This is a genomic window from Ruegeria sp. CJ9 (assembly GCF_056536625.1).
Genome location: NZ_JBQFPY010000002.1, coordinates 49,697 through 69,189, shown reverse-complemented (window position 1 = coordinate 69,189; position 19,493 = coordinate 49,697). Strand labels below are relative to the sequence as shown.

Here is a 19,493-nt window from a genome sequence, read left to right as displayed (position 1 = left end):
CCATGCACGTCGTCTTCCGCGAAAGCCACGGGCTCGAGGAAACCGAGACCCCGACCGATCTGGGCCAAAGCCCGGCGGATCTGGTGGTGCTGTCCTTTTCGGACAGCGACCTCGGAGCTTTCGCGGCAGGCTGGCATCGCGGTGGCGGGGCTGAGGGGCGGATGCCCACGATGCGGTTGGCCAATCTGACGGCGCTGAAACACCCTCTGTCCGTCGATACCTACGTCGAACAAACTCTGGAAGGTGCGAAAGGCATTCTGATCCGCCTGATCGGCGGCGTGCCTTATTGGTCCTATGGCCTGCAGCAGGTTCTGGCGCTGGCGCAGGACAAGGGCATCGCGCTGGCTGTCCTGCCAGCGGATGGGCGCGAAGATACGCGGTTGGACGACTTTTCCACCCTACCCGTTTCAACCCTGCGGCGGCTGGCGCATCTGTGCGATACCGGCGGCGAAGTTGCAGCGCAGGCCGCGCTGGCACAGATGGCGCTGGCGGCGGGGCTTTATGCAGGCCCTGTGATGGGGGCCAAAACCATCCCCGAGTGCGGCGCCTGGTGCCCTGACCGTGGCGTGATCCCAGTGGAAAAGGCGTTCACGGGCGATGCAAAACGCATTCTCGTGAGTTTCTACCGCGCTTACCTGACCTCTGCGGACACCGCCCCGGTCGCGGCCCTGATCCGTAACCTACGCGCGCGCGGGTTCGAAGCCGTGGGCCTGTTCGCGCCGTCGCTGAAAGCCCCAACCGCCGCCGAGTGGTTGCGCGGAAATATCGTAGCAATGCAGCCGTCGGCCATCATCAACGCCACTTCATTCTCAGGCAAGGGCGCGTCTGGCACATCTCCGCTGGACGCGGCCAATGTCCCTGTGTTTCAGGTCGCTTTGTCAACTGCACGCCGCAAGGCCTGGGCCGAGGCGGAACGTGGCCTCTCGCCCGCCGACCTTGCCATGCATGTGGTGTTGCCCGAGGTGGACGGGCGGATTTCGGCGGGCATCGCCTCATTCAAAGAACCCGGGAAACGTGACCCACATCTGGAATACTCGCGATTTGCCCACCGGGCCGAAGATGAACGGATCGAGGCCATCATCGACCGGGTGACCGGGTGGCTAGCTTTGCATGACAAGCCCAAGGTCGATCAAACCCCGGTGCTGGTGCTGTCCACTTACCCTGGTAAGGACTGGCAGATGGCCCATGCTGTGGGGTTGGACGCGCTGGCCTCAGCCGAGGCGATGTTGGCCGATCTGCAGGGCGAAGGGTACGACACCGCCCCCGCCCAACCCATTACCGAAACCCTTATGGATGCAAGGGTATCGTGGCCGCTTGCGGATTATCTGGCGGCGCTGGCCGATCTGCCGTATGAATTGCGCAGGGACCTCGAAACCGTTTGGGGACGGCCCGAGGATGATCCAGCATTAGCAGACGGCGCTTTCAATTTCACCGCTTTGCGTCGTGGCAAGGCCCTGATCGCGCTGCAACCCGAACGCGGCACGCCCGAGTTGCGCGAGGATGATTACCACGACCTCTCACGCACCCCACGCCACGGCTATGTGGCCTTTTATCTGTGGCTGCGCAGAGGGTTGGGTGCGGATGCGCTGATCCATATCGGCGCGCATGGCACGCTGGAATGGCTGCCTGGCAAATCGGTCGCCCTGTCGGCGAATTGCTGGCCCGAGGCGCTGATCCGCGATCTGCCGGTGATCTACCCCTTCATCGTCAATGACCCCGGCGAGGCCGCGCAGGCCAAGCGCCGGATCGGGGCGGTCACGCTGGGTCATATCCCACCCCCGATGAAGGAAAGCGGCACGCCCGACCGGATGGTGCGGCTGGAATCCCTGCTGGACGAGTTTTCGAACGCCGACGGGCTGGACCCCAAGCGCCGGGACCGCCTGCAAGAAGATATCCGGGATGAGGCGCAGGCCATCGGGTTGGAAAACGACCTAGGTCTGGATCAGGCCACCTGCACTGCCGAGGCAATCACCCGCATCGACCGGTTTGTCTGCGATATCAAGGAAAGCCAGTTCGGTGACGGGTTGCACATCTTTGGTCGCACGCCTGAGGTCACCGGTAATTTTGACCCCGCCTCTTCCGTCCGTGCGGAACGCAGGGCTCTGCTTGACGCGCTGGCGGGAAAACGGATCGAGGCCGGACCGTCCGGCTCACCCTATCGTGGGCGGTCGGATGTGCTGCCTACCGGTCGGAACCTCTATACCACCGATCCGCGTTCGGTTCCTACCCGCGCCGCCTATACCCAAGGCGTGAAGCTGGCCGAAGAGCTGGTGCGGCGGCATTTGCAAGAGGAAGGTGATTATCCCAAGGGCCTGATCGTCGACCTATGGGGCTCGGCCACCATGCGCACGGCAGGCGAAGAATTCGCCATGGCGCTGCACCTGTTGGGCGTCAAGCCAATCTGGGACAAGGGGTCCGAGCGAGTGTCAGGCATCGAAGTGCTGCCAATCACCGATCTCAGCCGCCCTCGCCTAGATGTGACCCTGCGCGTATCGGGCCTGTTCCGCGACGTGTTCCCGACGCTTTCGGCACTGTTCGGTCAGGCCGTCCGTGCCTTGTCTGACCGTGATGAAGCCCCGGATTGGAACCCCTATGCCGGGCAAGCCCCTGCCGCGCGAGTCTTTGGCCCCGCGCCCGGCAGCTATGGCGTGAATATGACGCAACTGTCTGAAATCTATACCGATGAAGCCCGCGCGCAGGCGGGTGAAGCATGGCTGCAGGCAAGCTCTTTTGCGTTGGAGGGCGACCATATCGCGCAGGATGTCACCGGCATCACCGAACGCGTCGCCAATGCCGACAGCTTTGTCCACCTGCAGGACCTGACCGAGACCGACCTGCTGCTGGCCAACGACTATGCCACGCACGAGGCCGGGTTTGCCGCTGCCAAGACCGTCACCGGCGGCAGCGCGCAATTGTACCACCTCGACAATACCAACCCCGACACTCCCCGTGCTCGTACCCTGCCCGAAGAAATCAGCCGCGTGGTTCATGCCCGCGCTGCCAATCCCGGCTGGATTGCAGCGATGCAACGGCACGGGTTCCGCGGGGCCGCAGAGATCGCGGCGACGCTGGACCATATGGCGTCTTTTGCCCACCTGTCCGGCACAGTCGCTCCGCACCTGTTCGATCTGTACCACGATGCCACACTGGGTGACGCCGAGGTTGACGCCTTCCTGCAAGAGGCCAATCCGCAAGCACATCAAGCCATGCAGGACCGGTTCCGCGCATTGCTTGACGCGGGGTTGTGGAACACACGCCGGAACTCGATCCGCGCGGATCTGGAGGGGTTGGGATGAGCGCCCCCACCTCAAAACCTGTTGTTCAGGGCTGGTGCCCCGGCGCCCATCGTCCGATGATGTCGGGCGACGGACTGGTGGTGCGGGTGCGCCCCCGGTTGGCACGTCTGAATGCGACGCAGGCTTTGGGCTTGTGCGAGTTGGCCGAGCGGTTTGGCAATGGCACCATCGACCTGACCAACCGAGCCAACCTGCAATTACGTGGCGTGAAAGAGGCCGATCATCAATCGTTGCTTTCTGAGCTTTCCGCGCTGGATCTTTTGGACGCCGAGTCGGGCATCGAAGTACGCCGCAACATTCTGGTTTCACCGCTTTACGAAACGGGCGATCTGACCGCGCGGCTGACGCAATCTTTGATCCATCGACTGGCAGACCTGCCCGCCGTGCCTGCGAAATTCGGTTTTGCCATCGACACTGGCCCGGCCCGTCTGATGGCCGCGGATTCTGCGGATATCCGGCTGGAGACCGGCGCGGAGGGCCTGATCCTTCGCGCCGATGGATGCGAGACGGGGCGCGCCGTCTCAGAAGTCGAAGCCATAGACCAGCTTATCGCGTTGGCTGAATGGTTTGCCGAAAACCAAACCTCGGACAATCGCCGCATGGCCCGCGTGGTCGCAGCACAAGCTTTGCCTCTGGAATGGCAAGGCAGCCCAGCCAACGCTGTTGGCTCACCGCTACAACCTGGCATTTGTGAACTGGGCACACTTTATGGTGCAGCATTCGGGCAACTGCCTGCGCGGCGTCTGTTCAGCTTGATCGAGGACACAGGCGCTTCCGCCCTGCGGGTGACCCCCTGGCGGCTGTTCCTGCTGGAAGGCGGGGCGGCGATCCCGGCCCCGGCCTTTGTCACAGATGGCACCGATCCGCTGATGACCACCGACGCCTGCACCGGTGCACCGTTCTGCCCGCAGGCGCAGGTAGAAACCCGTGCTGTCGCCCGAGCGCTGGCACCGCATGTGGAAGGCAGCCTGCATGTCTCGGGCTGCTCAAAAGGATGCGCCCGAATGGGAACAGCGGATGTCACTTTGGTCGGTCGCGATGGGCGATTTGACCTTGTCAAACACGGCCGCGCAGGGGATGAGCCCTGCCAACGCGGGCTGACCCCCGAAACACTTATGACCATGGACCTGACCTGATGCCCTATGAATATGAAACTGATGGCGCAGCGATCTATAAGGAAAGCTTTGCCACCATTCGGTCCGAGGCCGATCTGGCCCGGTTCGACGCCGACGAAGAGCAGGTTGCCGTCCGCATGATCCATGCCGCCGGGATGGTCGGGCTGGAAGAGTTCGTGCATTTCTCGCCCGGTTTCGTCTCTGCTGCCCGCACCGCTTTGGAAAACGGCGCGCCGATCCTGTGTGACGCGCGTATGGTCAGCGAGGGCGTGACCCGGTTCCGCCTGCCCGCCGACAATGAGGTAATCTGCACCCTGCATGACGAACGCGTACGTCCGCTGGCCGCTGAGATGAGCAACACGCGCTCGGCCGCAGCGCTGGAGTTGTGGCGCCCGCATCTTGAAGGTGCTGTTGTGGCCATCGGCAATGCTCCGACTGCCCTGTTCCACCTGTTGAACATGCTGGAAGATCCCGACTGCCCGCGTCCTGCAGCCATCATCGGTTGCCCGGTGGGCTTTGTCGGCGCGGTCGAATCCAAGGACGCTTTGTGGGCGGCGCAACCGGTGCCATCCTGTATCGTCAAAGGTCGTCTGGGCGGCAGCGCCATCACCGTCGCCGCCGTCAACGCCATCGCGAGCCGCGCGGAATGAGCGCGGGCAAGATATACGGCGTCGGCCTTGGCCCCGGCGACCCGGACCTGATGAGCGTTCGGGCCGACCGTCTACTGCGCAATGCGCGCCACGTGGCGTTTTTCCGCAAGCCCGGCCGCAGCGGTCAGGCACGCAAGATCGTCAATGGCATGATTCCCGGCGATGCTGTGGAATTTCCGATGGAATATCCCGTCACCACGGAAATCCCCCTAACCGATCCGCGCTATAACGAGCTGCTGTCTGCCTTCTACAAAGACTGCGCCGCGCATTTAAAAAACCTGTCGGATGAAGGTGAGGATGTGGTGGTTTTGTGTGAAGGTGACCCATTTTTCTATGGGTCTTTCATGCATCTTTACAGCCGCTTGCGTGACGAAGCTGATGTCGAGGTTGTTCCCGCCATCACCGGTATGTCCGGCGCGTGGACGGCAACCGGTGACCCGATCACGTGGGGCGATGATGTCCTGACCGTTCTGGTCGGTACACTCCCCGAAGATACTCTGGCGGAACGCATGGCGCAGACCGATGCTTTGGTGGTGATGAAGATCGGGCGCAACATCGAAAAGGTGAAACGGGCCCTGAAAACGGCTGGCCTGTATGATCGAGCATGGATCGTCGAATACGCTCAGATGCCGAACCAGACCGTGACGAAACTGTCCGAGGCATGTGACAAGGTCACCCCCTACTTCTCGATCATCATCGTGCATGGTCAGGGGCGGCGGCCATGAGCGGTTGGGTCAAGATCGCGGGCCTCGGACCCGGAAACGAGGACCTTGTAACGCCCGAGGTTTCCGCCGCATTGGCCGAGGCCACGGATATCGTCGGCTATATCCCTTACGTTGCGCGCGTGGCCGAACGCCCCGGCCTGACGCTGCACGCCAGCGACAACCGGGTCGAGATTGACAGGTCTCAGCACGCGTTGCAGATGGCGGCCGAGGGGAAACGCGTGGTCGTTGTGTCCTCGGGCGATCCAGGCGTGTTTGCCATGGCGGCCGCCGTGTTTGAGGCGCTGGAAAATGGCCCTGTTGAATGGCGCGAAATTCCCATCGACGTGCTGCCGGGCATCACCGCGATGCTGGCCGCATCGGCGCGTGCTGGGGCACCTTTGGGGCATGATTTCTGTGCCATCAACCTCAGCGACAATCTGAAACCCTGGTCGCTGATCGAGAAACGTCTCCGATTGGCGGCGCAGGGTGATTTCGCGATGGCGTTTTACAACCCGCGCTCAAAATCCCGCCCCGAAGGCTTTGTTAAGACGCTGGAAATCCTGCGCGAGGAATGTGAGCCCGAACGTCTGATCCTGTTCGCCCGCGCCGTATCCCGCGCGGATGAGGCGATCCGGGTTTCGACACTGGCCGAGGCAACGCCGGATATGGCGGACATGCAGACGGTGGTTATCGTGGGATCATCCCTGACCCGTGTGATTGATCGCAACAGCGCCCCGATCGTCTACACCCCGAGGTTCACACCGGAATGAGCCAGCCAGTCCAAAACCTGCGTTACGCTCGTCAGTTCGTGTCGTTGTGGCAGGATCGGACGGTCGATCATCAGCACCGGCAGGCCCAACGCCCGCGCGGCGTCCAGCTTGGCGCGCGCGCCGCTGCCGCCTGCGTTCTTGGACACGACCAATTCGATGTCATGGCGTTGCATCAGCGCCCGGTCATCCGCTTCGATAAACGGCCCGCGCGACACAACCACATCGCAATTCGGCAAGGGCAATTCACCGGGTTCATCCACCAGCCGCAGCAGGTAGTGATGTTGGGGCTGGGCGGCGAAGTCCTCAAGGTGCATCCGCCCCACGGCCAGAAAGACACGTTGCGCCAGGCCGGACAGGGCAGCCACTGCGCCGTCGATATGAGAAACGTGCTGCCAGCGGTCCCCGTCTTGCGCCGTCCAGGCCGGACGGGTCAGCGCAGCCAGCGGCAGCCCGGTATCGCGGCAGGCGGCAATGGCGTTCAGGCTCATTTGTGCAGCAAAGGGATGAGTGGCATCGATCACGTGGGTGATCGCGTGATCCCAAAGGTACTGCGCCAACCCCTGCGCGCCGCCAAATCCACCGACACGCACAGGCAAGGGTTGCGGGCGGGGGTTATCGACCCGTCCGGCATAGGAATAGGTTGCCGGAACGCCCTGCTCGGTCACGGCCTTAGCCAGCGCGTTGGCCTCGGTCGTACCGCCAAGGATCAGGAGATGTGTCATGCTTAAAGCTCCGTGGCTGACCGTTCTGGGCTTGGGCGAAGATGGACTGGATGGCCTGCCACCGGCAAGCCGTCAAGTGCTGGAACGCGCCGAAATCGTCATGGGCCCGCCGCGGCACCTGTCGCTGATTCCAGAAACCGGCGCGCAGAGGGTTGAGTGGCCTGTGCCTTTCTCCGATGGCCTTCCGATGCTGGCCGGCTTTCGGGGCCGTCCGACTGTGGTTCTCGCCTCGGGCGATCCCTTCTGGTTTGGTGCAGGTTCAGTTATCGCGCGCAATTTCGAGGCTGGCGAATGGACTGCCCTGCCCGGCCAATCGACCTTTTCACTGGCCGCTGCGCGATTGGGCTGGCCGCTAGAGACCACGCTGACCTTCGGCCTGCACGCAGCCCCGCTGACCCGGTTGCGTCCTGATCTGGCACCGGGGGTACGCGCCATCCTGCTGTTGCGGGACGGCAAGGCGGTGGCGGAACTGGCGACCTACCTAACCCAAACTGGATTTCCCGACACCCGCCTGCATGTGATGGAGGCTCTGGGCGGCCCTCGAGAACGGGCGCGCAGTGTATCGCTGACCGAAGCGCTGCTGGGCGGATTCGACCACCCGGTCTGCGTCGGGCTTGAGGTTGCAGGCGAAGGCCGCGCCTTTCCAAAGGCGTCGGGCAAGCCGGACGAGATTTTTGAAACCGATGGCCAAATCACCAAGCGCCCCGTGCGGGCGTTAACTCTGTCGGCACTGGCGCCGCAGCGGGGCGAACACCTTTGGGATATCGGCGGCGGCACGGGTTCGATCAGCATCGAATGGCTGATGTGTGACCCGACCCTGACGGCCACAACCATCGAACCCCGCGCAGATCGCGCCGAACGCATTCGGCGCAACGCTGATACGCTGGGCCAGGACCGATTGAATGTTGTGCACGGCACTGCTCCGGGCTCACTGGGTGGTCTGACCTTGCCGGACGTGGTTTTCATCGGCGGTGGTCTCAGCACCGAACTGATGGAATGGCTGCAAGCCGCCCTACCCAAAGGCACAAGGCTGGTCGCCAACGCGGTGACGTTGGAAAGCGAAGCTTTGCTCGCGCAATGGCAAGACAAACTGGGCGGCGAGCTGTTGCGGATCGAACTGGCACAAGCCTCGGCACTTGGCCCCCGGCGCGGCTGGAAGTCCGCTTATCCGGTGGTGCAGTGGAGCGTCACCCTATGATCGTCGCGGGATTGGGATTCTCATCTACGGCCACGTTGGACAGCCTGCGCGCGGCCTTTGACCGGGCCAGCGACGGGCAGCGCGTGGATGCGCTGGCCACGGTGGCGGACAAAGACGGACATCCTGCGTTGATCGAATTCGCCTCGGCCATCGCACTGCCCTTGCATTTCGTCGCCCCTGCCGATCTGGCAGGGCAGCGCACGCTCACCTGCTCGAACCGCAGCCGCGCCACGTATGGCACCGGCAGCGTGGCCGAAGCATCCGCCCTTGCCGCTGCCGGATCCGGCGCTCGACTGACCTCACCCAGACAAATCTCAGACGACCGGCTGGCCACCTGCGCCATAGCCATCGGAGGACAAACATGACTGTTCATTTCATTGGCGCCGGACCGGGCGCTGCCGACCTGCTGACTCTGCGCGGACGTGATATCATCGCGTCTTGCCCGGTATGCCTTTACGCCGGGTCGCTGGTGCCCGAGGAAATCCTTGGTCACTGTCCCGAGGACGCAAAGATCATAAACACCGCGTCGATGGATCTGGATCAGATCATGGCCGAGATCGAGACCGCACATCAGGCTGGTCAGGATGTGGCGCGCCTGCATTCCGGCGACCTGTCGGTCTGGTCAGCGATGGGTGAACAAATCAGACGGCTGAAAGAGATGGGCATCCCGGTCAGCGTGACGCCGGGCGTGCCGTCCTTTGCTGCTGCGGCGGCTTCACTGGGAACCGAGCTGACCCTGCCTGGACTGGCACAATCCGTGGTGCTGACCCGGACGCCGGGCCGTGCATCCTCGATGCCCGAAGGTGAGACGCTTGAGAATTTTGCCCGCACCGGTGCGACTTTGGCCATTCACCTGTCGATCGGCAATCTGGACAAGGTGATTGCCGATCTGACCCCCGCCTATGGCGCGGACTGCCCGGTGGCCGTGGTGTATCGCGCCAGTTGGCCGGATGAGAGGATCATCCGCGCCACGCTGGACACCTTGAAAGAGGCGCTGGATGAAAGCATCTCGCGCACCGCACTGATCATGGTGGGCCCGGCGCTGGCAGGCGAAGGGTTCGATGAAAGTTGCCTGTATTCAAAGGATTACGATCGCCGCTATCGTCCGCAAAGTGCCGATAGCCCGTGGTCAAGCTGGAGCCACGGTGATGACTAACCCCCCGGGTCTTCTGATTTCTGCCCCGTCCTCGGGAACAGGTAAGACAACGGTCATGCTGGGCCTATTGCGGGCATTGGCCGAGGATGGGCTGACCGTGCAACCGTTCAAAAGCGGCCCGGACTATATCGACCCTGCCTTTCATAATGCTGCTGCCGGGCGCTCCTCGTTCAATTTGGACAGTTGGGCTATGGGTGACCCGTTGCTGAGTGCGATTTCGGCGCAGGCTGAGGGTGCGGATATCGTGGTCGCCGAGGGATCGATGGGGCTGTTTGACGGCGTCGCCAAGCCGGGCGAGTTGGGGCACGGGTCCAGCGCCGAAACCGCCCAGCGCATGGGCTGGCCTGTGGTGCTGGTGCTGGATGTGGGCGGTCAGGCGCAATCAGCGGCGGCAACTGCACTGGGGTTTCGGATGTACAACCCCGACCTGCCGTTTGCCGGTGTGATCCTGAACCGTTGCGCAAGCCCCCGGCACGAGCGTCTGACCCGTCTGGGTATGGAGCGCGCCGGTCTGCCGGTTCTGGGCGTTTTGCCCCGGCGCGGTGATCTGACCCTGCCGGAACGCCATCTGGGCCTGATACAGGCGGTCGAGCATCCTGATCTGGAAAGCGCAATTGTCGGCTATGCCGCGTTTCTGCGCGAACATGTGGATCTTGAGGCGATCAAGGTGGCGGCTTCCTCAGGCCCCAATGGGCCATCGTCAGCCGCGCTACCGCGCCCTCCGGCGCAACGGATTGCGCTGGCCCGCGATGCCGCGTTTTCCTTTACCTATCCGCATTTGCTGGAAGGTTGGCGCGCGGCGGGTGCAGAAATTCTGCCGTTTTCACCTCTGGCGAACGAGGCACCTGCTGCCGATGCCGATCTGGTCTGGCTGCCCGGTGGCTATCCGGAACTGCATGCGGGCACACTGGCTGCCGCCGACACGTTCCAGACCGGACTGCGCAAACACGCTGAATCCAAACCCGTGCATGGAGAATGCGGTGGATACATGGCGCTGGGTCAGGCCTTGATCGACAAAGAGGGCGAGCGACATCAGATGGCAGGCCTGCTGCGGCTGGTGACCTCGTATGAAAAGCGCAAGTTCAATCTGGGGTATCGGCGCGCAGAATTGCTGGCCCCGATGCCCGGTTTTGCAGCCGACACGGCTCTGCGGGGGCATGAATTCCATTATTCTTCGATCGTAGAACAGCCGGACGCACCGCTGGCGCGGGTGTTTGATGCTGAAGGTGCTGAAGGGCCGCAAACAGGTTCGGTGCGAGGGAACGTCTCCGGTACGTTCTTTCACCTGATCGCCGAGGCCTCGGCATGAGCGGTTTCGTATCCTTCATTGGTTCCGGCCCCGGCGATCCTGATCTTTTGACCCTGAAGGCGGTCGACAGGATGCAAAAAGCAGATGCGGTGCTGTTTGATGACCTCAGCAGCGGCCCGATCCTAAGTCATGCGCATGACGATGCAGATCTGGTGGGCGTAGGCAAACGGGCCGGGCGACCCTCACCCAAGCAGGATCACGTGAGCCGCCTGTTGGTGGATTACGCCAAGACCGGTGCTCGCGTAGTGCGGTTGAAATCCGGTGATGGAGGGCTGTTTGGCCGGCTGGAGGAAGAACTGGTTGCCCTGCGTGCGGCCGGGATCGAATATGAAATCATCCCTGGCATCCCCTCGGCGGTTGCGGCGGCGGCAGCAGCAGGAATACCCCTGACACGACGCCTGACTGCGCGGCGGGTGCAATTTGTCACTGGCCACGATGTCAGTGGTAAACTGCCCGAAGATCTGAACCTGCCCGCGCTGGCCGATCCGGATGCAACGACTGTGGTGTTCATGGGCAAACGGACCTTTCCCCTGTTGGTAAATGCGCTGCATGAGCATGGCCTGCCGCTGGAAACACCTGCCCTAATGGCCGAATCCGTATCGACTCCCGACCAGAGCCTGCACCGTGCAACAATTGGCGCGCTGTCGCAAAAGCTGGAGGCCGAGATCGGCACAGCCCCGGCTCTGATCCTGTATGGCCCGTTGGCAGAGTTCGACGATGTTTGAGTTGTCTCTAATCGGAATTGGTACTGGCAACCCGGATCACGTGACCTTGCAAGGGGCAAATGCCATCCGCGATGCAGACCTGTTTCTGATCCCGCACAAGGGCGAGAACAAGGCTGATCTGGCCGGGTTGCGCGAAGAGATCATTGCAACTGTGACTGACACTCCGCCGCAGATCGCCTATTTCGACATTCCCAAGCGTCGGGCCGATGATGGTTATCTACGCGGGGTCGACGAATGGCATGATGCCATTGCCCTGCGCTGGCACGAGGCGATTGCGGCCCACCCGAATGCGCGACAAGTGGCGCTGCTGATCTGGGGCGACCCGTCGCTTTATGACAGCTCGTTGCGAATCGCGTCGCGGCTGGACCCTGAGCCCACGACACGGGTGATCCCTGGCATCACCGCGCTGCAGGCATTGACGGCCGCCCACGCCATCCCGATCAATGATCTGGGCGCGCCTTTTGTTGTGACCACCGGACGGCGGATCAGGGATGAAGGCTGGCCGGCAACTGCCTCGAAAGTAGCGGTAATGCTGGATGGCGAGTGTTCGTTTCAATCCCTGGACATGGCCGATTATGACATCTGGTGGGGTGCCTATGTCGGCATGAAAGAGGAAATCCTGATCAAAGGCGCTTTGACCGATGTGGCGCAGGAGATTCTGGACACCCGTGCCAAGGCACGTGCCGATCATGGCTGGATCATGGATATCTATTTGCTGAAAAAGCGCGTGATCTGACCTAAAAGGTCGCAAATGACGATTGCACCAGCGGCATCATAGAGGCTAAATGAACGCGTCTGGTCCTGCCGGAGACATCCGGATGCTAAGAGGGAATGTGGTGCGACTGCCATGGCAGCCAAATCCACAGCCGCCCCCGCGACTGTAAGCGGAGAGCCCCTGTTCAACCAGCCACTCCTGTTCTCAGGGGGAAGGCGAACAGAGGCATCGACCCGCAAGCCAGGAGACCTGCCAGGCGACAATTGAAACACCGGTCGTCGGGTGCGGCGGCAAAGGAGAATAAAAGATGGCAACACAAACGCAAACAGCATCCGCCTCGCGCGCTGGTATCCTTCCGGTCATGTTCGCGGTGGTACTGGGTCTGGGTATCATCACCCTGACCGGTCACGTACAGGCCGCGGCGCTGCATGACGCAGCACACGACGTGCGCCACGCGACCGGCTTCCCCTGCCACTAAGACCATGTTCAGTCGTATACTGACCAGCGCGTTGTTCGCTGGTGCTGCAGCGGGGCTGATAGCCGCCTTGCTGCAGTTGGTCTTTGTGCAACCTGTTTTGTTGCACGCAGAGCTGTACGAATCCGGTGAGTTGGTGCACTTCGGAGCCGAATCCGTTTCGGCGCATCCCGAATTGCCGGGCATGTTCTCGGAACTGACCCGTGACGCGCTGAGCGTCATTTTCACCATGCTGACCTATACCGGTTACGCGCTGCTGATGGTTGCTCTGATGTCCGTGGCCGAAGGCCAGGGCCACACGATTGATGGCCGCACCGGCGTGCTTTGGGGTCTGGCTGGGTTCATCGCCTTTCATCTGGCGCCTGGCTTTACCCTGGCACCAGAGGTGCCTGGTGTAGCGGCAGCTGACGTCTATGCCCGACAGGTCTGGTGGTTTGCCACTGTTGGTGCTGCGCTTGTTGCGCTGTGGTTGATTGCGTTTGGCGGCAACCTGATCAGCTATGTGATCGCAGCAGCCCTGTTGCTAGCACCCCATCTGATCGGTGCGCCCGAACCGGATGTGTTCACCGGCCCCGTCCCGACCGAGATCGGCGCTCTGTTCGCCGCTCGCGCCTTTGGCATTGGTCTGGTGGCCTGGGTTCTGGTTGGCGCCTTTGCCGGGTATTTCTGGCAAAGCGAAGGCAAACGCGTCGAAGCAGCGGCCTGATCCTCTTATGTAATGACGCGCCGGGTTCTGCCCGGCGCGTTTCTTTTTGCCCAAAAGGAAAGAAAAATGGCACGCTCACTTGCCCTTTTTGCAATCGGCCTTGTGTTCGGTGGTGGTGCTGGTTTTGTGCTGGCGGCAGCCAATGGCGCCACGTTTGACGGCCACGATCATGGCGATCCGTCCCATCACGGCGGCGCGCATGCCGAAGCGATGGCCCATGACCATTCGACCACGGTAAACCTGCCCGCAGGGGCGGACGCCCCCAGCGTTGCAATCGCGCTGACCCAGGACCCGATGGCCGGGTGGAACCTGCACGTCATGCCGCAGAATTTCCGGTTTGCCCCAGAAAACGCGTCAACAGCCGACGTAGACGGCGAAGGCCACGCGCATGTTTACATCAATGGCGAGAAACTGGCCCGGCTCTACGGCAACTGGATACACATCCCCGACCTTCCGAAGGGAGAGGTCGAGGTTTCGGTTTCGCTGAACGCAAACAGCCACAGCGCACTGACGGTCGACAACGTACCGGTCAGCGCTGCCGTGACCGTTCAGGTCGATTAAAGCGCCGGTATCCGCGCGCGCAAACACATCCGAAGTCGCCCGCAGGGTCGGGCGTCTTCGATCCAACCTGCGGGACTGTCCAAATAGGCTTTGCAGGTCGCGACGATGTCTTCGGCATCGGTAACGATATCGACCCCCGAAAACACGTAAGACGCCCGTCCTGCGGCCTGCAATGCCAATGCGGTCGGCTCAGCGCAGCCACTGAAACAGGCGTGATCCGAGATGACGACCCGGCCATTCAGCCCTGCACGCACCAGCGCGTCATCCACGGCCTGCCTCTCGGCCACTCGGTCACGCGTTCCCGCACAACTGCTGCAAATCAATAGGCGTATCGGGTCCACGTGTGGCCTCGTGTTTGATGGTTTGCATGTTTCTGCGGCTTTCTAGACGTCGGCGCAATCCTGAATACGCACGGAAATGTGCGTGCGCGGAACTCGGATTTCTGGCATCACTCAGACAGTCACATTGAACGAGGCACCGTCATGCGCACGCTTTTGGGTTTGCTCTGTCTTCTCGCCCTGCCTGTCCGGGCCGAGGAACCATTGTCGGGTTGGGCAGTGTATCCAACCGTCAAAAGCTATGAAGAACTGGTCGCGGATACGAAGGCTGCGGTGAAGGAAAACGGGTTGATCGTGGTCACGCAGGCTGGTCCGACCAAGGCGGCTGCGGCCCGTGGCATCACTATACCCGGCAATCTGGTGATCGGTGCCTTCAACAACGACTATGCCGTGCGCGTTCTGGAAACCTCTGTCAGTGCAATGATCGAAGCGCCGATTCGTTTTTACGTGACCGAAAACGACGACGGCACCGCCACCCTGTCCTACAAAACGCCCAGCTTTGTCTTTGCCCCCTATGTGTACGAGGGCGGAGAGCCTTTGCGCGATATTGCCCAAGAACTTGACACAAAGTTTCAGTCAGTGGCGGAATCCGCAGCCAAATAGTCACACTGACGTGAACCTGCTTGCGTCTGGCTACGTCCTCCGCAATCTGCTGAGCAACGAAAACTTCGGAGCATAACGAATGCAGGACCTCTCCCCCCGCGCGGCTGACCTTTTGGCCCAAAGACTATACGAGGCCGGATGCCGCCACGCTTTTGGCATGCCAGGCGGAGAGGTTCTGACGCTGGTGGATGCTCTGGAACAGGTTGGGATCACCTTTCACCTGACCAAACACGAAAACGCCGCCGGCTTCATGGCAGAGGCTGTCCACCACCGTGATGGCGCACCTGCCATTCTGGTGGCCACTCTGGGCCCCGGCGCGATGAATGGGATCAACGTTGTTGCCAACGCGCTGCAAGACCGGGTGCCGATGATCGTTCTGACCGGCTGTGTCGATGCGGATGAGGCACTGACCTATACTCATCAGGTGATGGATCACGCGCAGGTTTACCGCTCGATCACCAAGGGCACGTTCACGCTGACGGCCCAGGGCGCAGACGTGGTTGCTGACAGAGCGGTTTCGCTGGCCACACAGCCCCGCCCCGGTCCGGTTCATATCGACGTGCCGATCTCGGTCGCGGACACGCGCGTATCCGGGAGCAAACGCCGCCGTCTGGTCAAACCCGCTGCGGTCGCGCCCGAAGGGAACTGTGTTGAGAAAGCCCGCCGCTGGGTGACCGAGGCCGAACGCCCCATCGCGATCGTGGGTCTGGACGTGCTTTATGACGACTCGCGCAATGTGGTGCAGGCGTTTCTGGAACATTTCAACATCCCCTTCGTGACCACCTACAAAGCTAAGGGCGTCGTGCCCGAGGATCATCCATTGTGCCTGGGCGGCGCAGGTTTGTCGCCCTTGGCCGACAAGCATCTGGTGCCGTTGGTCAAACAATCCGATCTGGTGTTGTGTCTGGGGTATGACCCGATCGAAATGCGCCCTGGCTGGCGCGAGATCTGGGACCCCGAGGAAAAGCGCGTCATCGATATCTCGGCCGTCGTCAACGATCATTACATGCATCAAGCCGGGTTGAATCTGGTCGCCCACACGGGCGCCACGCTAGAAGCCATCGCCAAGGGGAACCCCGCCCGCGCGACGTGGCCGGGTGGTGAACCCGCGCAGGTTAAAGCCGCACTGGCGCAGGCCTTCCCCGCGGATGATGACTGGGGCCCGGCGGCCGTGATCGCCGAATCCCGCGCCGCCCTGCCCGCTGATACGCTGGCCACCGCTGACAGCGGCGCGCATCGCATCCTGCTGAGCCAGATGTGGGAGTGCCACGAAGAACGCGGGCTGATCCAATCCTCGGCCCTGTGTACCATGGGCTGCGCCGTACCGATGGCCATTGGTCTGAAACTGGCAGAGCCTGACCGCCCGGTCATCAGTTTCTCGGGCGATGCTGGTTTTCTGATGGTTGCCGGAGAGCTGTCGACCGCAGCCGAGATGGGCTGCAATCCGATTTTTCTGGTCTTTGTCGACGCCAGTCTTGCGCTGATCGAGTTGAAACAGCGCCAGCGTCAGATGGGCAATATGGGCGTGGATTTCGACCGCCACGACTTTGCCGCCATGGGGCAAGCCTTTGGTGGCTATGGACATACCGTCCGCAACCGCGCAGAACTGCGGTCGGCGCTGGAGCAGGCGGTCAAAGCCGACCGCTTTACCGTCATCGCTGCAGAAATCGAGCGTGGAGGATATGATGGCCGGATCTGAGGGACCGCTGAAAGGCGTCAAGGTGCTGGATCTCAGCCGCATTCTGGCTGGGCCAACCTGTACGCAGCTGCTGGGCGATTTGGGCGCCAACGTAATCAAGATCGAAAACCCGGCCAGTGGCGGCGATGATACCCGGCAATGGGGCCCTCCTTACGTTGAAGACGCTCAGGGCAACCGCTCGGACTTGAGTGCGTATTTCATGTCGGCCAACCGCAACAAGAAATCCGTCGCCATCGACATCACTACGCCCGAAGGCCAGGCTGAAATCAAACGGCTGGCATCGCATGCCGATATCCTGATCGAGAATTTCAAACCCGGCGGGCTGGCGAAATACGGGCTGGATTACGCCACGCTATCGCCGGAGTTCCCGAGCCTCGTCTATTGCTCGATCTCGGGCTATGGCCAGACCGGGCCGAATGCGTCCAAGCCCGGCTATGACCTGATGGCGCAAGGTTATGGCGGGATCATGTCGCTGACCGGCGACCCCGAAGGCGCACCGATGAAGGTGGGTGTTGGCATCGCTGATGTGATGTGCGGAATGTATGCCTGCGTTGGCATTCTAGCCGCTCTGCACCACCGGGATCAAACCGGCGAAGGCCAGCAGATCGACCTGGCATTGGTCGACTCACAAGTTGCCTGGTTGATCAACGAGGGCGTCAATTACCTGACCTCGGGCAATGTTCCGCAACGGCGGGGCAACGGGCATCCCAACATTGTGCCTTATGACGTTTACGAAACTTCGGATGGCCATGTGATTCTGGCCGTGGGCAATGACGGACAGTTCCGCCGTTTCTGCGACTTTATCGGGCGGCCCGAGCTGGCCGATGATCCGCGCTTTGCCACCAACCCGGCGCGCCTGGAAAATCGCGACGCTTTGAACGCAGTTCTGCGCCCGGCGGTTCAAGCCCATGACACTGCCACCGTCATCGCCGAGCTGGAAGACCGCAAAGTACCCGTCGGCCCGGTGCGGACTTTGGATCAGGTTTTTGCCTCGGATCAGGTCGCGGCTCGACAAATGCAGATCGCCATGCAGGCAGCACCAGGGCCGGTGCAGCTGATCGGGAATCCGCTGAAATTGTCACGCACTCCGGTCACCTATCGCGCTGCCCCGCCCGAATTCGGGGCGGACACTCAGGCCGTTTTGAACGCCAAAAATCCATTCGAAGATTGAAACACTGTGTCCGTTTCGGCGGCATGTTGCTGAAACATGCCGTTGAATCGGCGGTTTTTTTCACGTTTTACACACACGGCTTTTCACCAATTCGAGAGCAGAGGCGATACTGATACGACGCCGTCAGAGTCTCTGCTACATCGAATAGTGTAGAAAACTAAAATTGGATCGGACCAATCGCATGAAACAGGATGTTTTCGGACAGATGAACACCCTCAGCCATTCGGCAAGCGTCGAGGCGTGGAACGGTGTTCTGCTTGGGTTCATGGCGCATGCGGCCATTACTCCGCAACATCTGGGCAAGGTGCTGGAGCTTGAGCCCGACTTTGCCCTGGGTCACGCCATCAAGGGGCTGTTCATGGTTCTGCTGGGCCGGCGTGAGATGACGGCGGTCGCGGTCGAGGCCCTGTCAGAGGCCAAAGCCGCGATGGAACGGCAACCGATCTCTGAACGTGAGCGCATGTATGTCGAGGCGCTTGGCCTGTATCTGGAAGATCTGCCCTCGCAGGCGATTCAAAAATTTGAGCAGATTCTGCGCTCCCATCCGCAGGATACTCTGGCGATGAAACTCAGCCACGCAACCCGGTTCGTTCTAGGTGACCCGACCGGTATGCGCCGGTCAATCGAGCGGGTCTTGGCCGCTTATGAACCGGATCACCCAGGACGTGGCTATCTTCTGGGCTGTCACGCTTTCGCGTTGGAGGAAACGGGCGAATACCAAAAGGCCGAGATTGCCGGACGCCAAGCCCTTTGGATGGTTTCGGATGATGCCTGGGGTCTGCATGCGGTGGCCCACGTGCACGAGATGCAGGGCAATGCGCAATTGGGTCTGGACTGGTTGGCCGGACGCGAGGACGCTTGGACCCATTGCAACAACTTCCGCTATCACGTCTGGTGGCACAAGGCACTGATGCATCTGGACCTGGGTCAGGTCGACCAGGTGATGGAGCTGTACGATACCCACGTTCGCCAGGACAAAACGGACGATTACCGCGATATCTCGAACGCGACCTCACTGCTGTCGCGCCTAGAGCTGGAAGGCGTCGACGTAGGCAATCGCTGGGAAGAGCTGGCCGATCTCAGCGCGGCCCGGACCGAGGATGGCTGCGTGGTCTTCGCCGACCTTCACTATCTGCTGGCTTTGACTGGTGATAACCGCAACGAAGCGACCAGCAAAATGTTGCAGCGCATCCAGAAAGACGCGCAACGCAATCAAGGCGATACTCCGGTCCGCATGTCCGACCCGGGTATTGCAGCCTCCAAAGGGCTTGAGGCTTTTGGTGAGGGGCAGTACGCCGCCGCATTCGACTTTTTGTCGAGCGCGCGCAATGGCATGCAACTGGTAGGTGGCAGCCACGCCCAACGTGATGTATTCGAGCGCATCACCATTGATTCGGGCCTGCGCGCGGGCCGTCTGGATGCTGTCGAGCGCATCTTGGACGATCGCCGCGCCAAACGGGCCGGAGGCGAGGACAATTACGCACTTGCGCGCCGCGCATTGATCGACGCGGCCCGCGACAACGGAGACGCACAAAGCGTCCCGGCTGAATAACAAAAACAAAGACCAAGAAGGACAGAAC

General features: G+C 61.6%; 20 protein-coding genes and 1 riboswitch. Of the genes, 18 read left to right on the top strand and 2 right to left on the bottom strand.

Annotation, left to right across the window (positions count from 1 at the left end; all coding sequences use genetic code 11):
* Positions 1 to 2: 2 nt before the first annotated feature.
* From cobN to cobJ, 5 genes are read left to right on the top strand one after another with little or no spacing between them, the layout of a single operon-like run.
* Complete coding sequence (cobN, locus tag ACR0AJ_RS05750; protein ID WP_480740340.1) at positions 3 to 3,296, top strand: cobaltochelatase subunit CobN; 3,294 nt, start codon at positions 3 to 5, stop codon at positions 3,294 to 3,296.
* The gene (gene cobG, locus ACR0AJ_RS05745; RefSeq protein WP_480658036.1) at positions 3,293 to 4,432 is read left to right on the top strand and encodes a precorrin-3B synthase; all 1,140 of its coding nucleotides are present in this window, start codon (positions 3,293 to 3,295) and stop codon (positions 4,430 to 4,432) included. The genes cobN and cobG overlap by 4 nt, the downstream gene beginning before the upstream one ends.
* Entirely contained in the window at positions 4,432 to 5,061 is a 630-nt protein-coding gene (locus ACR0AJ_RS05740) for a precorrin-8X methylmutase (protein WP_170349248.1), read from the top strand. The genes cobG and ACR0AJ_RS05740 overlap by 1 nt, the downstream gene beginning before the upstream one ends.
* On the top strand, positions 5,058 to 5,786 hold the full coding sequence (locus ACR0AJ_RS05735) for a precorrin-2 C(20)-methyltransferase (protein ID WP_425080360.1): 729 nt from the start codon (positions 5,058 to 5,060) through the stop codon (positions 5,784 to 5,786). The genes ACR0AJ_RS05740 and ACR0AJ_RS05735 overlap by 4 nt, the downstream gene beginning before the upstream one ends.
* Positions 5,783 to 6,535, top strand: a complete 753-nt coding sequence (cobJ, locus tag ACR0AJ_RS05730; protein ID WP_170375981.1) for a precorrin-3B C(17)-methyltransferase — start codon at positions 5,783 to 5,785, stop codon at positions 6,533 to 6,535. The genes ACR0AJ_RS05735 and cobJ overlap by 4 nt, the downstream gene beginning before the upstream one ends.
* On the opposite strand, the gene ACR0AJ_RS05725 is transcribed toward cobJ, so the two are convergent.
* Positions 6,508 to 7,257: a cobalt-precorrin-6A reductase gene (locus ACR0AJ_RS05725; protein ID WP_480740338.1), complete on the bottom strand. Its 750-nt coding sequence runs from the start codon at positions 7,255 to 7,257 to the stop codon at positions 6,508 to 6,510. The two genes, cobJ and ACR0AJ_RS05725, sit on opposite strands and share 28 nt — an antisense overlap.
* Here ACR0AJ_RS05725 and cbiE point away from each other — a divergent pair.
* The 9 genes from cbiE (at position 7,256) to ACR0AJ_RS05680 (ending at position 14,102) form a co-directional block, all read left to right on the top strand.
* Entirely contained in the window at positions 7,256 to 8,455 is a 1,200-nt protein-coding gene (gene cbiE / locus ACR0AJ_RS05720) for a precorrin-6y C5,15-methyltransferase (decarboxylating) subunit CbiE (RefSeq protein WP_480637207.1), read from the top strand. The two genes, ACR0AJ_RS05725 and cbiE, sit on opposite strands and share 2 nt — an antisense overlap.
* Complete coding sequence (locus ACR0AJ_RS05715) at positions 8,452 to 8,820, top strand: cobalamin biosynthesis protein (RefSeq protein ID WP_170349253.1); 369 nt, start codon at positions 8,452 to 8,454, stop codon at positions 8,818 to 8,820. The genes cbiE and ACR0AJ_RS05715 overlap by 4 nt, the downstream gene beginning before the upstream one ends.
* A complete protein-coding gene (gene cobM / locus ACR0AJ_RS05710; RefSeq protein ID WP_170349254.1) occupies positions 8,817 to 9,611 on the top strand; it encodes a precorrin-4 C(11)-methyltransferase in 795 nt (264 codons plus the stop codon). Before ACR0AJ_RS05715 ends, cobM begins: the two co-directional genes overlap by 4 nt.
* Positions 9,604 to 10,920, top strand: a complete 1,317-nt coding sequence (locus ACR0AJ_RS05705; protein WP_480740336.1) for a cobyrinic acid a,c-diamide synthase CobB — start codon at positions 9,604 to 9,606, stop codon at positions 10,918 to 10,920. The genes cobM and ACR0AJ_RS05705 overlap by 8 nt, the downstream gene beginning before the upstream one ends.
* Complete coding sequence (cobA, locus tag ACR0AJ_RS05700) at positions 10,917 to 11,645, top strand: uroporphyrinogen-III C-methyltransferase (RefSeq protein ID WP_480740334.1); 729 nt, start codon at positions 10,917 to 10,919, stop codon at positions 11,643 to 11,645. The genes ACR0AJ_RS05705 and cobA overlap by 4 nt, the downstream gene beginning before the upstream one ends.
* Positions 11,638 to 12,381 carry a precorrin-6A synthase (deacetylating) gene (gene cobF / locus ACR0AJ_RS05695; RefSeq protein WP_480740332.1) on the top strand — a complete coding sequence of 248 codons (744 nt, stop codon included), beginning with the start codon at positions 11,638 to 11,640 and terminating at the stop codon, positions 12,379 to 12,381. Before cobA ends, cobF begins: the two co-directional genes overlap by 8 nt.
* 43 nt (positions 12,382 to 12,424) lie before the next feature.
* Positions 12,425 to 12,631, top strand: a riboswitch (cobalamin riboswitch).
* A gap of 36 nt (positions 12,632 to 12,667) precedes the next feature.
* Positions 12,668 to 12,838 (top strand): CbtB domain-containing protein, encoded by a 171-nt coding sequence (locus ACR0AJ_RS05690; protein ID WP_170349258.1) that lies wholly within the window; start codon positions 12,668 to 12,670, stop codon positions 12,836 to 12,838.
* A gap of 4 nt (positions 12,839 to 12,842) precedes the next feature.
* Entirely contained in the window at positions 12,843 to 13,541 is a 699-nt protein-coding gene (locus tag ACR0AJ_RS05685; RefSeq protein WP_170349259.1) for a CbtA family protein, read from the top strand.
* A 66-nt stretch (positions 13,542 to 13,607) separates the two neighbouring features.
* Complete coding sequence (locus ACR0AJ_RS05680) at positions 13,608 to 14,102, top strand: hypothetical protein (RefSeq protein WP_170349260.1); 495 nt, start codon at positions 13,608 to 13,610, stop codon at positions 14,100 to 14,102.
* On the opposite strand, the gene ACR0AJ_RS05675 is transcribed toward ACR0AJ_RS05680, so the two are convergent.
* Entirely contained in the window at positions 14,099 to 14,443 is a 345-nt protein-coding gene (locus ACR0AJ_RS05675; protein ID WP_170349261.1) for a DUF1636 family protein, read from the bottom strand. The two genes, ACR0AJ_RS05680 and ACR0AJ_RS05675, sit on opposite strands and share 4 nt — an antisense overlap.
* Before the next feature lie 141 nt (positions 14,444 to 14,584).
* On the opposite strand from ACR0AJ_RS05675, the gene ACR0AJ_RS05670 reads away from it, so the two are divergent.
* From ACR0AJ_RS05670 to ACR0AJ_RS05655, 4 genes are all read left to right on the top strand, one after another.
* A complete protein-coding gene (locus ACR0AJ_RS05670; protein WP_170349262.1) occupies positions 14,585 to 15,043 on the top strand; it encodes a DUF302 domain-containing protein in 459 nt (152 codons plus the stop codon).
* Positions 15,044 to 15,122: 79 nt separating this feature from the next.
* Positions 15,123 to 16,742 carry a thiamine pyrophosphate-binding protein gene (locus ACR0AJ_RS05665; protein WP_170359226.1) on the top strand — a complete coding sequence of 540 codons (1,620 nt, stop codon included), beginning with the start codon at positions 15,123 to 15,125 and terminating at the stop codon, positions 16,740 to 16,742.
* Entirely contained in the window at positions 16,729 to 17,913 is a 1,185-nt protein-coding gene (locus ACR0AJ_RS05660; RefSeq protein WP_170349264.1) for a CaiB/BaiF CoA transferase family protein, read from the top strand. The genes ACR0AJ_RS05665 and ACR0AJ_RS05660 overlap by 14 nt, the downstream gene beginning before the upstream one ends.
* 181 nt (positions 17,914 to 18,094) lie before the next feature.
* Positions 18,095 to 19,465 (top strand): tetratricopeptide repeat protein, encoded by a 1,371-nt coding sequence (locus ACR0AJ_RS05655; RefSeq protein WP_170349265.1) that lies wholly within the window; start codon positions 18,095 to 18,097, stop codon positions 19,463 to 19,465.
* Positions 19,466 to 19,493 lie beyond the last annotated feature (28 nt).

What these genes read in the sequence shown, in the direction of transcription:
- cobN (WP_480740340.1), top strand. Translation starts at nt 3, where the DNA reads ATGCACGTCGTCTTCCGCGAAAGCCACGGGCTCGAGGAAACCGAGACC.
- cobG (WP_480658036.1), top strand. Translation starts at nt 3,293, where the DNA reads ATGAGCGCCCCCACCTCAAAACCTGTTGTTCAGGGCTGGTGCCCCGGC.
- ACR0AJ_RS05740 (WP_170349248.1), top strand. Translation starts at nt 4,432, where the DNA reads ATGCCCTATGAATATGAAACTGATGGCGCAGCGATCTATAAGGAAAGC.
- ACR0AJ_RS05735 (WP_425080360.1), top strand. Translation starts at nt 5,058, where the DNA reads ATGAGCGCGGGCAAGATATACGGCGTCGGCCTTGGCCCCGGCGACCCG.
- cobJ (WP_170375981.1), top strand. Translation starts at nt 5,783, where the DNA reads ATGAGCGGTTGGGTCAAGATCGCGGGCCTCGGACCCGGAAACGAGGAC.
- cbiE (WP_480637207.1), top strand. Translation starts at nt 7,256, where the DNA reads ATGCTTAAAGCTCCGTGGCTGACCGTTCTGGGCTTGGGCGAAGATGGA.
- ACR0AJ_RS05725 (WP_480740338.1), bottom strand. Translation starts at nt 7,257, where the DNA reads ATGACACATCTCCTGATCCTTGGCGGTACGACCGAGGCCAACGCGCTG.
- ACR0AJ_RS05715 (WP_170349253.1), top strand. Translation starts at nt 8,452, where the DNA reads ATGATCGTCGCGGGATTGGGATTCTCATCTACGGCCACGTTGGACAGC.
- cobM (WP_170349254.1), top strand. Translation starts at nt 8,817, where the DNA reads ATGACTGTTCATTTCATTGGCGCCGGACCGGGCGCTGCCGACCTGCTG.
- ACR0AJ_RS05705 (WP_480740336.1), top strand. Translation starts at nt 9,604, where the DNA reads ATGACTAACCCCCCGGGTCTTCTGATTTCTGCCCCGTCCTCGGGAACA.
- cobA (WP_480740334.1), top strand. Translation starts at nt 10,917, where the DNA reads ATGAGCGGTTTCGTATCCTTCATTGGTTCCGGCCCCGGCGATCCTGAT.
- cobF (WP_480740332.1), top strand. Translation starts at nt 11,638, where the DNA reads ATGTTTGAGTTGTCTCTAATCGGAATTGGTACTGGCAACCCGGATCAC.
- ACR0AJ_RS05690 (WP_170349258.1), top strand. Translation starts at nt 12,668, where the DNA reads ATGGCAACACAAACGCAAACAGCATCCGCCTCGCGCGCTGGTATCCTT.
- ACR0AJ_RS05685 (WP_170349259.1), top strand. Translation starts at nt 12,843, where the DNA reads ATGTTCAGTCGTATACTGACCAGCGCGTTGTTCGCTGGTGCTGCAGCG.
- ACR0AJ_RS05680 (WP_170349260.1), top strand. Translation starts at nt 13,608, where the DNA reads ATGGCACGCTCACTTGCCCTTTTTGCAATCGGCCTTGTGTTCGGTGGT.
- ACR0AJ_RS05670 (WP_170349262.1), top strand. Translation starts at nt 14,585, where the DNA reads ATGCGCACGCTTTTGGGTTTGCTCTGTCTTCTCGCCCTGCCTGTCCGG.
- ACR0AJ_RS05665 (WP_170359226.1), top strand. Translation starts at nt 15,123, where the DNA reads ATGCAGGACCTCTCCCCCCGCGCGGCTGACCTTTTGGCCCAAAGACTA.
- ACR0AJ_RS05660 (WP_170349264.1), top strand. Translation starts at nt 16,729, where the DNA reads ATGGCCGGATCTGAGGGACCGCTGAAAGGCGTCAAGGTGCTGGATCTC.
- ACR0AJ_RS05655 (WP_170349265.1), top strand. Translation starts at nt 18,095, where the DNA reads ATGAAACAGGATGTTTTCGGACAGATGAACACCCTCAGCCATTCGGCA.